The sequence below is a fragment of the Burkholderia catarinensis genome, assembly GCF_001883705.2.
Classification (GTDB): domain Bacteria; phylum Pseudomonadota; class Gammaproteobacteria; order Burkholderiales; family Burkholderiaceae; genus Burkholderia; species Burkholderia catarinensis.
This window is the reverse complement of the sequence record NZ_MDEQ02000017.1, coordinates 43941-56503: the sequence shown is the minus strand read 5'-3', so window position 1 is coordinate 56503 and position 12563 is coordinate 43941. Positions and strand designations below refer to the sequence as shown.

Below are 12563 nucleotides of genomic sequence, written 5' to 3'. Positions count from 1 at the left end.
GCTACAGGATCCGCTCAGAAATACTGAGCGGCCTGAACCCATACGCTCGGCGCGCGCGTCGGCGAACCGACCGGCGAGCCGAGCGCCCATGCCGCGGCCAGCGTGACCTGACGGGTCGCGCCGTACCAGCTGGCGCCCACACCGGCCGCCTGCATCTGCTGTGTATTGCGCTCGCGCGTCCACGTCTGCTTGTTGAGCTGCACCCGGCCCGTGTCGACGAATGTGCTGAACTGCAGCCCCGGCGCGGCGAGATAGCGCAACTCCGCGCTCGCCTGCCAGCCCTGGTCGCCGCTGCCCGCGCCGAGCGCGTACGCACGCACCCCGTACGGGCCGCCCAGGCTGAATTTCTCGGACGAATCGAGGTTGCGCGACGCAAGCTGCGCGTTGAATTGCGCATAGAGCTGGAAGCGCCGGCCGAGCGACTGCACGCGCAACGCGCTGACGTTCAGCTTCGAGAACGAGCCGATCGCCTTCGTGAAGTAGTTCATGTCGAGCGGATCGTTGCTGCGCAGCCGGCCTGCGCCGAACGTCACCGACAGGCCGTTGCGGCCGCCGCCGAACCAGCGGTCCTCGCTGCTGCCGCTCAGGCTGAAGCTCCACAGGCCGACGTTCTTGTCCGTCTGGAGATCGAAGATGCCGTAGGTGTCGTGCAGATTCTTGTTTTCGTACTGGATCTGCGCGGTGAGGTTCAGATGCCGGCCGCGCACGAGCGGCTGCGCGACGAACACGCTCTGCACGCTCGCGCGGCCGTGGTATTCGAGATCCGAGAATTCACCGGCAAGCCGGTAGTGCAATTCCGAATAGGCGACGCCGATGCGCGTCGACAGCGGCCCCACCGGAACCTGGTAGCCCGCACGGTAGTAGCGCTGCCACTCGTTGCTGACGAGGCCGCGCAGGCTCAGCTGATCGCCGAGCCGCAACGGCGAATTGACGTTGACGCTGCCGCCGAGCCGGTAACGGCCGGTGGAGGCATCGCCGTAGTTGTCGAACTCGAGCGAGCCGGTGGCGAACGGCCCCTTGTCGACATCGACGACGAGATCGGTCGTGCCCGCCGCGTCGCCGGGGCGCAGCGTGCCGCGCGCCGAGACGCCGGCGAGATCGTCCAGCAGCACGAGGCTGCGCTCGAGGTCGCCGCCGCGCACGACGCCGTCCGGGCGGATGCCGGCCAGCGGCTGCCGCACCGCGACGTCGAGCACGCGCGAGCGGTTGTTCAGTTCGATCTTCCCGTAGCGGCCTTCGACCACGTCGATGCGCACGACGCCGTCGTCGATTTCCTGGTGCGGCAGATAGGCACGCGCGAGCACATAGCCACGCTCGCGGTAGTAGGTCGTGATTCGGGCGGCCGCCTGCTGCAGCTCGGCGAAGCTCAGGTCGCGCCCGGCGAGATCGGCGACGAGCGGCAGCAGCGCGTCGTTGTCGAACACGCGGTTGCCGTCGAGCTTGAACGCCCGCACCTGCACGCGCGGCCCGGTATCGGGGAGAGGCGCCTGCGCGTCATCGGACTTCGGGATGTCGAGGGCGGGTGCGGCGGTGGAAGGAAGGGTCGGGCGCGGCGTTTCGATATCGCGCATCGCCTGCCCGGCGTTCGGCACTTGCGCGTGCGCGGGCCCGGCGAACAGCACGGCGCTCAGGCTACCTATCAGCGTTGCGCTCAATACTGCACCGAACCGGGCAGGCAAACGCACACCGCGAAATTTGGCGTCGTGGACGCCTCGGAATTGATGCCGACCGACACATGCTCGGCAATGAACCCCGCGCCGGACAAATTCCGGCCTCCGAATGACATACATGACGCACCACGTGAATTCGACAGACTGGACGGTTAGGACTAACTCGCCGGTTGCGAATACTACGCAGCACCCCTCACTTTTTATATGGTACTCGTCCCAAAATATGTCAAATATTCGACACCTTGTTTGAGCGACGAACTCGCCCCCGCGAAGCGGTCGGAGGACGTACCGTCCGTGTGGTACGGGAGCATCGCTGGGAGTATTCGTTGCGGCGTCGCACCCGAGTGGCACGCGTATGGGAACGCGACGTAACGATATTGTCCTCGACGCACCTGTCAACGCCCCAAGAGACGGTTTCATCAAGCCGGCTCAGCTCACCGGAGCGTCTTTCAGCAGATCAGGCGGCATCCGAGTCCATGGTTCGCCCGTTGCCAAGGGAGCATGTCAGCCAGCTCGGTTATCCACGATAGTTGTCGCTCGTCGGCGGACGGCGATAGTCCCACGCCCCTTCGATGTCGATCGTACCGAATACGCAAGAAAACATTCCTCGTGCTCGGCGTGATGCAGCGCCGAAACTTCCTCGTCGGTCGGCACGCATTCGCCGCTGAAGATCGCGACCGGCTTCGGCACGACGTGCGGCGAGCGCGACGCGCGCACCGTCACGTCGCCATCGAAGTGCCGCTCGTGCTTGCGGCTGCAGCGGTTGTCGAGGATATGCCGTCCGGGGCGGCCTGCCATTCTGCTTCGGCGATATGCGTCGACCTCCGGGTTCCTTCGTTGACAGGCATCCTTCGCACGGGCCGGGGGCGGGCCGCACGGGTCACGCTCACACCGGCGTCAGCACCGGCTGCCCGGCGAAATGCCGGGCGGCATTGTCGAGAAACTGCTGCACCGAACGGTCGAGCGCCTCGGGCGACCAGCCGCCCATGTGCGGCGTCAGCACGACGCTGTCGAGATCCGTCAGCGCACGGGGCGGCTCGGGTTCGCCTTCGTACACGTCGAGCCCGGCGCCCGCGATGCGTCCGTCACGCAGCGCATCCGCCAGAGCAGCGGTATCGACAACGCTGCCGCGCGACACGTTGACGAGAAAGCCGCCGGGCCCGAGCGCATCGAGCACCGCGCGATCGACCAGATGCCGGGTGCCCGCGCCGCCCGGCGTGGCGACGATCAGGAAATCGGCCCACTGCGCGAGTGCGTCGAGCCGGTCGAAATAGCGGTAAGGCACGGGCTTCGCCGACCGGTTGTGATAACCGATCTCGATGTCGAAGCCGGCCGCGCGGCGCGCGCACTTCTCACCGATCTTGCCGAGCCCGACGATGCCGAGCTTCTTGCCCGACACGTTCGGCGGCATCTGCAGCCCGTCGCGCCACACGCCCGCGCGGGTTTTCGCATCGAGCTGCACGACGTTGCGCACCGCCGCGAGCAGCAGCGCGAACGCGTGATCGGCGACGCAATCGTCGTTGGTACCCGCGCCTGTCACGACCGTGATGCCGCGCGCCTTCGCATGCGCTACGTCGATGTGCTCGTAGCCGGCGCCGAGCGCGCTGACGAACGTGAGCCGCGGAAGCCGGTCGATGTCGGCAGCGGCGAGGCCCGTGCTGCCGTTGGTCAGCACCGCGCGAATCGCGCCGCCGTATCCGGCGATCGCGCGTTCGCGCTCTTCCGGGGTGGGGGCGTAGCGCACGTCGAAAGACGCGGCGATTTCGCGATGCGCGTCGCCGCGCAATGCGATGAGAACCAGCAGCTCGGGCTTCATGTCGGGAAGTGTCAGCAAGGCGGGAACGGATTTCAGTGTAACAAGCCCGCGTGACGGATGCGGGTTATCCCCACACGGGCTGTGGGCACGCCGCCGCACCCGGTTTGCCAAAGCCCGCTCAGTCAAGTAACTTTCGGCGTACGCCCCCGTCCTGGAGATTTGGCTCATGAAGCTCGCCCTGCCCGCCCGGATCCTGGGCCTCGCGTTCGCCGCCGCCATCGTCGCGCCCGGCGCGCACGCCGACACGCCCGTCGTGGTGTCGTCGAAAATCGACACCGAAGGCAACCTGCTCGGCAATGTCATCGCGCAAGTGCTGAAGGCCCACGGCATCCCCGTCACCGAAAAGATCGCGCTCGGCACCACGCCGATCGTGCGCAAGGCGCTCACGAGCGGCGAGATCGACATCTACCCCGAGTACACGGGCAACGCCGCGTTCTTCTTCAACAAGGCCGACGATCCCGTGTGGAAGAACGCCGCACAAGGCTACGACACCGCGAAGAAGCTCGACTACGCGGCGAACCATCTCGTGTGGCTCGCACCGGCGCCCGCGAACAACACGTGGGGCGTCGCCGTGCTCGCGCCCGTCGCGCAGTCGCAGCACCTGAAGACCTTCTCCGATTTCGGCAAGTGGGTCGCGGGCGGCGGCAAGTTGAAGCTCGCGGCGTCGGCCGAATTCGTGAACAGCGCGTCCGCGCTGCCGTCGTTCGAGAAGGCGTACGGTTTCAAGCTGAAGCCCGACCAGCTCGTCGTGCTGTCCGGCGGCGACACGGCCGCGACGATCAAGGCCGCCGCAAACCAGACCGACGGCGTGAATGCCGCGATGGTCTATGGCACCGACGGCGGCATTGCATCGAGCGGCCTCGCGGTGCTCGACGACGACAAGCACGTGCAGCCCGTCTATGCGCCGACGCCCGTGATCCGCGAGGCCGTGCTGAAAGCGCATCCGCAGATCGCCGACTACCTGAAGCCCGTGTTCGCGAGCCTCGACCTGAAGACGCTGCAGACGCTGAACGCCCGCATCCAGATCAACGGCGAGCCGGCGTCCGGCGTCGCGAAGAGCTACCTGAAATCGAAGGGCTTCGTGAAATGACGGGGCGCGCGGCGGCGTCCGCGCGGCGCATGACACTCGACAAGGTCGGCATCCTGATCGGCGTGCTGACGATCGTCGCCGTGTTCGGCCTGCCGTTCGCGGTACTGCGGCCGAACCGGATCGCGGCCGGCACGGGGCTGTCGGTGTTCGCCGCGCTGCCTGCGATGCAGGGAGCCGCGCTCGCCGCGCTGTGGATCGTCGGCGCGCTGTGGGCAATGACGGCAAGCCGTCCCGCGTGGCGGCTCGCGGCCGGCTGCACATGGCTCGCGACGCTCGCGTATGCGGTCGGCGCGGCCGCGATGCATGTCGTCGCGCCCGACGACATGCTTGCGCGTATCTCGCCCGACGCGGGCGTCTGGCTGTTGCTGTTCGCATGGGCCGTGCTCATCGCCGACGCGCTCGCGCGGCTCGCGTTCGGCCCGTGGCGGCGCCTCATCGCGCTCGTCGCCGCGATTGCGGCGATCTCGGTGCCGCTCGCGAGCGGCTGGTGGGACAGCCTCTCCGTGATGCGCGAATATGCGGTGCGCAGCGACGACTTCTGGCGCGAAGCGATCCGGCATGTGTCGCTCGCGGGCGGCTCGGTGGCCGCCGCGCTCGTCGCGGGTGTGCCGCTCGGCATTGCATGCGCGCGCATCGCGGCGGTGCGTACCGTCGCGATGCCCGTGCTCAATATCGTGCAGACGATCCCCAGCATCGCGATGTACGGGCTGATGATGGCGCCGCTCGGCCTGCTCGCCGCACACGTGCCGCTCGCGGCCGCGCTCGGCATCCGCGGGATCGGCGTCGCGCCGGCCGTGCTCGCGCTGTTCCTGTATTCGCTGCTGCCGATCGCATCGAGCGTCGTGGTCGGGCTCGGGCAAGTGCCGCCGCACGTGACCGAAGCGGCGCGCGCGATGGGCATGACGCGTGCGCAACGGCTGCTGCGCGTCGATCTCGTGCTCGCGCTGCCGGTGATCCTGAGCGGCGTGCGCATCGTGCTCGTGCAGAACATCGGCCTGACCGCGGTTGCCGCGCTGATCGGCGGCGGCGGGTTCGGCACCTTCATCTTCCAGGGGATCGGGCAATCGGCCGCCGATCTCGTGCTGCTCGGCGCGATCCCGACGATCGCGCTCGCACTGGCGGCCGCCGTCGTGTTCGAAGCCGCGACCTCGCTCGCGAAGGGGCGTGCAGGATGATCGAGATCGAACGTGCCGGCAAGCGCTTCGGCGATATCGTCGCCGTCGACGACGTCTCGCTGACGATGAAGCGCGGCACGATCACCGCGCTCGTCGGCGCATCGGGCAGCGGCAAGTCGACGCTGCTGCGCATGATCAACCGGCTGATCGCGCCCACCAGCGGCACGATCCGCATCGACGGCGTCGATACGGCCACCGTCGCACCCGAGCAGCTTCGGCGCGGCATCGGCTATGCGATCCAGGGGCACGGGCTGTTTCCGCACTGGAGCGTCGCGCGCAACATCGCGACGGTGCCGCGCCTGCTCGGCTGGCCGTCCGGCCGCATCGACGCGCGCGTGAACGAACTGCTCGACCTGTTCCATCTCGCACCGGCCGAATTCGCGGACAAGCTGCCGCACGAACTGTCGGGCGGCCAGCAGCAGCGCGTCGGCGTTGCGCGCGCGCTCGCGGCCGAGCCCGCGATGCTGCTGATGGACGAACCGTTCGGCGCGCTCGACCCGATCATTCGCGGCAAGGCGCAGGACGACCTGTTCGCGTTGCAGCGCCGCCTCGGCATCACGGTCGTGATCGTCACGCACGATATCGAGGAAGCGCTGAAGCTCGGCGACACGATCGCGGTGATGGACGGCGGACGGCTGCTGCAGGTCGCGCCGCCGGCCGAGATTCTCGGCAAGCCGGCCGCCGGCGTCGTCGAGCAGCTCGTCGCGGGCGTCGACCGGCCGCTGCGCCTGCTCGCGCTGACGCCGATCGACGCGGTGGCCGAACCCGGTCATGCCGACGGCGACGCGATCGCCGCGACGCGCACGCTGCGCGACGCGGTGTCCGAGCTGCTGTGGCGCGGTGTCGATGCGCTGCCCGTCGACGATGGCAGCGGACGCAACGAACCCGGCGCACGCCGCATCACGCTCGACGCGATCCGCGCGCATGCGAGGAAACCCGCATGACGGTGCACGGCGTGCGGCCCACTCACTCGGCCCTGCCCCGGCGGCTGCCCGCGTATGCGGCCCGCGCGGCCGCGCTCGCGCTGCTGCTCGTGCTGCTGTTGCGCCCGATGTGGCTGCAGGGGCTGTTCGCGCCGTTCGCGGACAACGGCGCGCCGGTCATCTACGATCGCGCGAGCCTGCTCGACCTCACGCTCGCGCATCTCGGCACGGTCGCGGTGTCGAGCGTGATCGGCACGCTCGTCGCGGTCGCGGCCGGCATCGCGGTCACGCGGCCGTGGGGCGCGGATTTCCTGCCGGTCGCGCGCAGCGTCGTCGATATCGGCCAGACCTTCCCGCCCGTCGCAGTGCTCGCGCTCGCGGTGCCGGCCGTCGGCTTCGGATTGAAACCCGTGCTGATCGCGCTCGTGCTGTACGGGCTCCTGCCGATTTTCGAAAGCACGATCGCGGGGCTGGAAGACGTGCCGCGCGACGTCGTCGACGCTGCACGCGGGATGGGGATGAGCGGCTGGCAGCAACTGGTGTCGGTCGAGCTGCCGCTCGCGTTTCCGGTGATCATCAACGGGATCCGGCTCGCGGTCGTGATCAATCTCGGCACCGCGACGATCGGCTCGACGGTCGCAGCGCGCGGGCTCGGCGACGTGATCATCGCGGGCCTGCAGACGTCGAACACCGCGTTCGTGCTGCAGGGCGGCGTGATCGTCGGGCTGCTCGCGGTGCTCGTCAGCGATGCGATCGGCGCGATTGCGCGGACAGCGACTGCGCGACGCGCGTAAGGGACGCGGGGCCGCCCCCTGTCACGTGCGTGTAAAAAAGGCCGGAATCCACGGTTCGGCGACGTTCATCCGGACTCCGATGCGTGTCTGTGCAACGATCGGCCCGCCGGCCGGCGCACACCGACACAAGCCTACACGCCGCTTTCATTCGAGCCGGCGCTCGACCACCGGTATCGATTGGCCGATATACTATGTGCCTCCCATTTTCCCCGCACTCCACCATGCGACGGTTTCTCTGGCTGATCGTGCTTTCGCTCGGCATCGCGCACCAGGCATCGGCGCAGCAGGCGCCCGCGCTGCCTGCATCCGCGCCCGAAGCGGCCGCATCGGCGCCGCCCGTCGCGTCCGCGCCGCTCGCGAACGCCAACGATCAGCCGAACGAAGCAAACCGCCGCATCACGTCCTACCTGTCGAAGAAATTCGGCGTCGCGAAGGAACGGGCCGCGAAGCTCGCCGATATCGTGAGCGTCACTGCGACGAAATATTCGCTGCCGCCGGCACTCGTTTACGCCATCATCTCGATCGAATCGCGCTTCCAGGAAAAGGCACGCGGCCAGCATGGCGCGACGGGGCTGATGCAGGTCGTGCCGGCCGCGCACCGCGGCCTGCTGCGCAACGTGAAGGACCTGTCCGACCCGAACGCGAACGTCGAAGTCGGGTCGGCGATTCTGTCGGGCTACGTGAGGGCGGCCGGGGGCGACGTGCGGGCCGGACTGAGGAGCTACAGCGGCGGTTCGAACGCGTATGCGGCGAAGGTGATGCAGCGGGTCGATTCGTTCCGGTTCGTGCTCGAACCCGACGACGACGCGAAAGCCGAGAAAGCCCCGAACGATGCGAAGGGCCGCATGGTGCCGGTCAGCGAGACGTCGAACTCGGCGTCGGCCCGCAACCGCCAGTAAGCGCGCCTCGCCCCTTCGCCCGATGGTCCTGCGCATGCGCCACGCCATCCGCTTCCTTGCCGTCGCCGCGCTGGCGATCGGCGCAGAAGTGACCAACGGTCGGACACCCGCGCGGGCCGCCCGTCATGCCTGCGCGAGATTCGCGCGCAGAAACTCGATGAAATGCTGCGTCTTCGCGGGCAGCAGGCGCGTTTCCGTCATCGCATAGACGGGAATCGGCTCACCTTCCCATTCGGGCATCACGCGACGCAACCGCCCGGCGGCCACATCGTCCGCGACGATCTCTTCCGACAGCACGATGATTCCCGCGTCGAGCGTGGCCAGGCGTCGCAGCATGCCGACGCTGTTCACCGCGAAACGGCTGCTCACCGCCACCGCAACGGAGCGCGTGCCGTCATGCAACGTCCATGACCCGCTCTTCTGGAGACCGAGGCACGCGTGCCGCGTGAGGTCTTCCGGCTCGCGCGGCTCGCCGGCGCGCGCCAGATAGCCGGGCGATGCATACAGGTAGTTCCGGAGCGTGGCGAGCCGCCGCGCGACCAGTTGCGAATCCTCGGACGGGCCAATACGGATCGCGACGTCGAACGGTTCGCTCACCAGATCGACACGCCGGGAAGTCAGTTCGAAATCGAAGGTCAGCTTCGGATAGCGGTTCGCGAATTCGACGATCAGCGGCGCAAGATGCGTCACCGCGAAATCGACGGGAAACGAGGCGCGCAGCACGCCGGTCGGCTCCGCCAGCAGATCGCCGAGTTGCTCGTGCGCGAGCCGCGCCTCGTCGACGATGCGCTTGCAGCGTTCGAAGTAAAGCCGGCCGGCCTCCGTCAGCTCGATCCGGCGCGTCGTGCGATGCAGCAGCCGCAACCCGATCGCCTTCTCCAGCGCGCCGATGCGCCGCGACAGCGTCGAGTTCGGCATCCCCAGCGTGTCGGCCGCACTGCGAAAGCCCTTCGCCTTCACGACCTCGACGAACAGCGCCATATCGTTCAGCAGTTCCATGCTTACTGCTCCATTGATGGATCAATGTTATCCAGATTACTCGGTTTATCCCGAAAGAGAAGCAATGGATGATGGCTGCGTGGAGGCGAGGTCGGCACAACGGTGCACGGCCGGCGCCCGATGCGGCATCGCACCCCCGGTGCCGCCATCCCGTACTTCGAGGAGCAACGCATCATGAGCCAACTGTTCGCCCCGGTCCGCGTGGGCCGCTACACCCTGGAAAACCGTCTCGTCATGGCGCCGATGACGCGCAGCCGCGCCGCCTTCGACGGCACGCCCGGCGAATGGGCCGCCGAGTACTACGCGCAGCGCGCGGGCCTCGGCCTGATCGTCACCGAAGGCACGCAGCCGTCGGACGACGGCCAGGGCTACCTGACGACACCCGGCATCTACACCGATGCGCACGTCGCCGGCTGGAAGGCGATCAGCGAGCGCGTGCACGCGCGCGGCGGCCGCCTGTTCATCCAGCTGATGCACGTGGGGCGCATGTCGCACCCCGATAACACGCCGCATCATCGCCAGGGCGTCGCGCCGTCGGCAATCGCGCCGGGCGTGCCGATGTTCACGGTGAAGGGGATGCAGGAGATTCCCGCGCCGCGCGCGCTGACGACGGACGAAGTGCGCGAGACCGTGAACGACTTCCGCTTCGCCGCGCGCCGCGCGATCGAGGCCGGCGCCGACGGCGTCGAGATCCACGGCGCGAACGGGTATCTGGTCCAGCAGTTCTTCGCGCCGAACGCGAACACGCGCACCGATGCATACGGCGGCTCGATCGGGAATCGCGCGCGTTTCGCGATCGAGGTGGCCGAGGCGATCGCCGACGAGATCGGCGCGGACCGCACGGCCATCCGCCTGTCGCCCGGCACTCCGCTGTGGGGCATCGACGAAGGCGCCGAAGGGCCGGACCTGTATCGCCACCTGGCGACGCAGCTCGACCAGCTCGGCCTCGCATACCTGCACGTAATGCACCAGGGCGACGAACCGCTGCTCGCAGACCTGCGCGAACGCTGGAGCGGCACGCTGATCGTGAACCGTCCGGGCCGCGCGCGCGACGCAATCGGCACGGATGTCGCGGCGGGCCTCGCCGATCTCGAAGCCTACGGCCAGATGGTGCTCGCGAATCCGGATTTCGTGACGCGGCTGAAAGCGGGCGCGCCGATGAACGATGCGCAGCGCGACACGTTTTTCGGCGGCGATGCGCGCGGGTATGTCGACTATCCGGCGTTGGGCAGCGCAGCAGCAGCTTGACGCGCAGGCTCAGGGCGATCGTTGCAGTACGCCGGAATGGGGGGTGCGACGATCGCCCGTGAACCTCCCGATTTCAAAGCAGTTCGACTTTGACTTTGGACACCATGGGTGCAATCCTCAGCACACGGTCGGCCTGATTACACACGTACTCCGAAATATTGCTCACCCACTCACGTTCGTCGCCCGCGTAGACGTCCGATTGCGCCAGCTCGGGAGCCAGTTTCGCAGCCAGGGTCGCCATCCGCGTCATTTCACGCGCAACGAGTGCCGGCCGGATCTGCGCACGATGTGCGAAGTCCGCGAGCGCGAAAGCGGTCAGCTCCTCGGTCCGGAACACATCTCCGTACGCCATTGCCATGTCCTGTACATAGGCGTCGCCGTATACGTTCACGCACACCAGATCGTACAGCGGCGCCGGATCGAGCCCGCCGCTGCTGACGAAAAACGAAATGTTCTTGCCATGCGCGTCGCTGTTGCCGATCAGTAGTTGCAACAATGCCCAGCGCAGCATGGCCGAACGTGCGGCGGCCGGCGTCTCGAGAGACGGCGTCAACGAGAACAGTCTCTCGAAGCTCACGCCTTCGCGGATATTGCGCACGTCCTCGTTGTTGCCGAGATTGCGCTCGTACTTGAGCGTCGCCGGCAAATCGAGGGCCTGGCATCCATCGATGATATGAAGTCGCCGCACCGTACTCACGCGGTGCGGATCGTCCGGGTCGGTCGTCACGATTCGGTCGAATCGTTCGATCAGCAGAATCGGTTCCGGGATACGCCGGATCTCGACATGCGCGACCGGCAGGCCCATGCGAGCCGTCAGCGTCATGCAGAAATGCTCGTTGGCGACCATGAACGGCGCATTCGGGCTGCGCGACTCGGGCTTGAGAATATGCGAGCTGCTGAGCGCTCCATCGACAAGCGAGAACTGCTCACCCTCGACGAGCACCTGCAACTTGTCCTGATGACCGGCGATCGACAGGCGCACCTGATCGTCCCAGACGGCAAACGGGATCGCATCGCGCTTGCGGATACGATCGGTCAGCTCTTCCATCGAAATCGGCCGACGCACGGGTTCGGGGCTTTCGGGCACCCGCGCGGCCGAATCGTCGTCGGGGACGAAGCTCAACGCACCAACCGGCTCCTTGCCGAGCATCCGGATCAGGCCGAAGACATTGTCCTTCGATATCTGATACATCGATGCGGCCACGTCGAGCGCACGGCCCTCGGGCAGCAAGTTGCCCACGAAGCGCTGGACCGCGCCCGCCGGCGGGTTGCCGCCATCGAGCGGAATGCACGGCGACAACGCGAACGCATCGCCACGCGCGAGCCACGCCGGGTCGTACGAAAAGCCGTAACCGTCGCGACCGGCATCGTAGGTCAATTGCCCGACGGGCGAGCCGTCAGTCGAGACGCACAGGCGATGGACCATTACGCGCCCTCCTGCGAACCCGGTGACGCGACACGCTTCTGCACGTAATCGCGCAATGCGTTGCGTGCCACAGGTACGTCGCGTTTCGGCACGACGAGCAAATTGAGGCCGAGACCGTCCAGTACCTTGAACAGCTTGTCGAGACTCACCGCGCGGCCGTTCTCGAGCCGCGACAGCACGTCCTTGGAGACGCCGAGCATATCGGCCGCATCGTCGATCCGCATCTGGTTCTGCGCTCGTCGGTTGCGCACGAGCGCCCCCAGCGCTGCGAGATCCAGTGCGAGCGGGTCGGGTGCCGCGATCGGTCGCGGTAAGGTACGAGCCATAATTCCGGGATTTCGGGAACAAAGCACTGACGCTCCGCACCCGACGATATAATTACGAGAATGTCGGAATTATAGTCAACCAGAGGCAGAATGGCCAATTGTTCCGTTGTTTCAGGAATTATGTTGACAGCAGCAGTCCATCGCCCATTGTTCCTATATTTCAGGAATTAAAACAAGCGCGGCGACGCTTCCGCGCC

The 12563-nt window shown here is 67.3% G+C and carries 12 protein-coding genes; 6 read left to right on the top strand and 6 right to left on the bottom strand.

The features are described from left to right. Positions 1-14 precede the first annotated feature (14 nt). The 3 genes from BFF94_RS25540 to BFF94_RS25530 form a co-directional block, all read right to left on the bottom strand. Positions 15-1571 (bottom strand): ShlB/FhaC/HecB family hemolysin secretion/activation protein, encoded by a 1557-nt coding sequence (locus BFF94_RS25540; RefSeq protein WP_219140013.1) that lies wholly within the window; start codon positions 1569-1571, stop codon positions 15-17. 603 nt (positions 1572-2174) lie between these two features. Next, complete coding sequence (locus BFF94_RS25535) at positions 2175-2468, bottom strand: hypothetical protein (RefSeq protein WP_246637406.1); 294 nt, start codon at positions 2466-2468, stop codon at positions 2175-2177. An 88-nt stretch (positions 2469-2556) separates the two neighbouring features. Further along, positions 2557-3486, bottom strand: coding sequence for a 2-hydroxyacid dehydrogenase (locus BFF94_RS25530; protein ID WP_128843293.1), 930 nt, complete (start codon positions 3484-3486; stop codon positions 2557-2559). Between the two features lie 166 nt (positions 3487-3652). On the opposite strand from BFF94_RS25530, the gene osmF reads away from it, so the two are divergent. The 5 genes from osmF to BFF94_RS25505 all read left to right on the top strand — a co-directional run bounded on the left by osmF (position 3653) and on the right by BFF94_RS25505 (position 8367). Then, positions 3653-4576, top strand: a complete 924-nt coding sequence (gene osmF / locus BFF94_RS25525) for a glycine betaine ABC transporter substrate-binding protein OsmF (protein ID WP_128843288.1) — start codon at positions 3653-3655, stop codon at positions 4574-4576. Further along, positions 4573-5751: an ABC transporter permease gene (locus BFF94_RS25520; protein ID WP_219139994.1), complete on the top strand. Its 1179-nt coding sequence runs from the start codon at positions 4573-4575 to the stop codon at positions 5749-5751. Before osmF ends, BFF94_RS25520 begins: the two co-directional genes overlap by 4 nt. Next, positions 5748-6695, top strand: a complete 948-nt coding sequence (locus BFF94_RS25515; protein WP_128843286.1) for an ABC transporter ATP-binding protein — start codon at positions 5748-5750, stop codon at positions 6693-6695. Before BFF94_RS25520 ends, BFF94_RS25515 begins: the two co-directional genes overlap by 4 nt. Further along, complete coding sequence (locus BFF94_RS25510; protein WP_128843285.1) at positions 6692-7468, top strand: ABC transporter permease; 777 nt, start codon at positions 6692-6694, stop codon at positions 7466-7468. The genes BFF94_RS25515 and BFF94_RS25510 overlap by 4 nt, the downstream gene beginning before the upstream one ends. 221 nt (positions 7469-7689) lie before the next feature. Further along, a complete protein-coding gene (locus tag BFF94_RS25505; RefSeq protein ID WP_128843284.1) occupies positions 7690-8367 on the top strand; it encodes a lytic transglycosylase domain-containing protein in 678 nt (225 codons plus the stop codon). A gap of 123 nt (positions 8368-8490) precedes the next feature. Here BFF94_RS25505 and BFF94_RS25500 read toward each other — a convergent pair whose 3' ends face one another. Further along, on the bottom strand, positions 8491-9366 hold the full coding sequence (locus BFF94_RS25500) for a LysR family transcriptional regulator (protein WP_128843283.1): 876 nt from the start codon (positions 9364-9366) through the stop codon (positions 8491-8493). A 174-nt stretch (positions 9367-9540) separates the two neighbouring features. Here BFF94_RS25500 and BFF94_RS25495 point away from each other — a divergent pair, with 174 nt between their 5' ends. After that, a complete protein-coding gene (locus tag BFF94_RS25495; protein ID WP_128843282.1) occupies positions 9541-10614 on the top strand; it encodes an alkene reductase in 1074 nt (357 codons plus the stop codon). Between the two features lie 73 nt (positions 10615-10687). On the opposite strand, the gene BFF94_RS25490 is transcribed toward BFF94_RS25495, so the two are convergent. Both BFF94_RS25490 and BFF94_RS25485 read right to left on the bottom strand, forming a co-directional pair. Then, the gene (locus BFF94_RS25490) at positions 10688-12040 is read right to left on the bottom strand and encodes a HipA domain-containing protein (RefSeq protein WP_128843281.1); all 1353 of its coding nucleotides are present in this window, start codon (positions 12038-12040) and stop codon (positions 10688-10690) included. Next, complete coding sequence (locus tag BFF94_RS25485; RefSeq protein WP_128843280.1) at positions 12040-12366, bottom strand: helix-turn-helix domain-containing protein; 327 nt, start codon at positions 12364-12366, stop codon at positions 12040-12042. The genes BFF94_RS25490 and BFF94_RS25485 overlap by 1 nt, the downstream gene beginning before the upstream one ends. Positions 12367-12563 lie beyond the last annotated feature (197 nt).

Coding starts and splice junctions, on each gene's coding strand:
- BFF94_RS25510 (WP_128843285.1), top strand. CDS start 6,692: ATGACGGTGCACGGCGTGCGGCCCACTCACTCGGCCCTGCCCCGGCGG.
- BFF94_RS25530 (WP_128843293.1), bottom strand. CDS start 3,486: ATGAAGCCCGAGCTGCTGGTTCTCATCGCATTGCGCGGCGACGCGCAT.
- BFF94_RS25505 (WP_128843284.1), top strand. CDS start 7,690: ATGCGACGGTTTCTCTGGCTGATCGTGCTTTCGCTCGGCATCGCGCAC.
- BFF94_RS25500 (WP_128843283.1), bottom strand. CDS start 9,366: ATGGAACTGCTGAACGATATGGCGCTGTTCGTCGAGGTCGTGAAGGCG.
- BFF94_RS25485 (WP_128843280.1), bottom strand. CDS start 12,366: ATGGCTCGTACCTTACCGCGACCGATCGCGGCACCCGACCCGCTCGCA.
- osmF (WP_128843288.1), top strand. CDS start 3,653: ATGAAGCTCGCCCTGCCCGCCCGGATCCTGGGCCTCGCGTTCGCCGCC.
- BFF94_RS25515 (WP_128843286.1), top strand. CDS start 5,748: ATGATCGAGATCGAACGTGCCGGCAAGCGCTTCGGCGATATCGTCGCC.
- BFF94_RS25540 (WP_219140013.1), bottom strand. CDS start 1,571: ATGCGCGATATCGAAACGCCGCGCCCGACCCTTCCTTCCACCGCCGCA.
- BFF94_RS25520 (WP_219139994.1), top strand. CDS start 4,573: ATGACGGGGCGCGCGGCGGCGTCCGCGCGGCGCATGACACTCGACAAG.
- BFF94_RS25495 (WP_128843282.1), top strand. CDS start 9,541: ATGAGCCAACTGTTCGCCCCGGTCCGCGTGGGCCGCTACACCCTGGAA.
- BFF94_RS25535 (WP_246637406.1), bottom strand. CDS start 2,468: ATGGCAGGCCGCCCCGGACGGCATATCCTCGACAACCGCTGCAGCCGC.
- BFF94_RS25490 (WP_128843281.1), bottom strand. CDS start 12,040: ATGGTCCATCGCCTGTGCGTCTCGACTGACGGCTCGCCCGTCGGGCAA.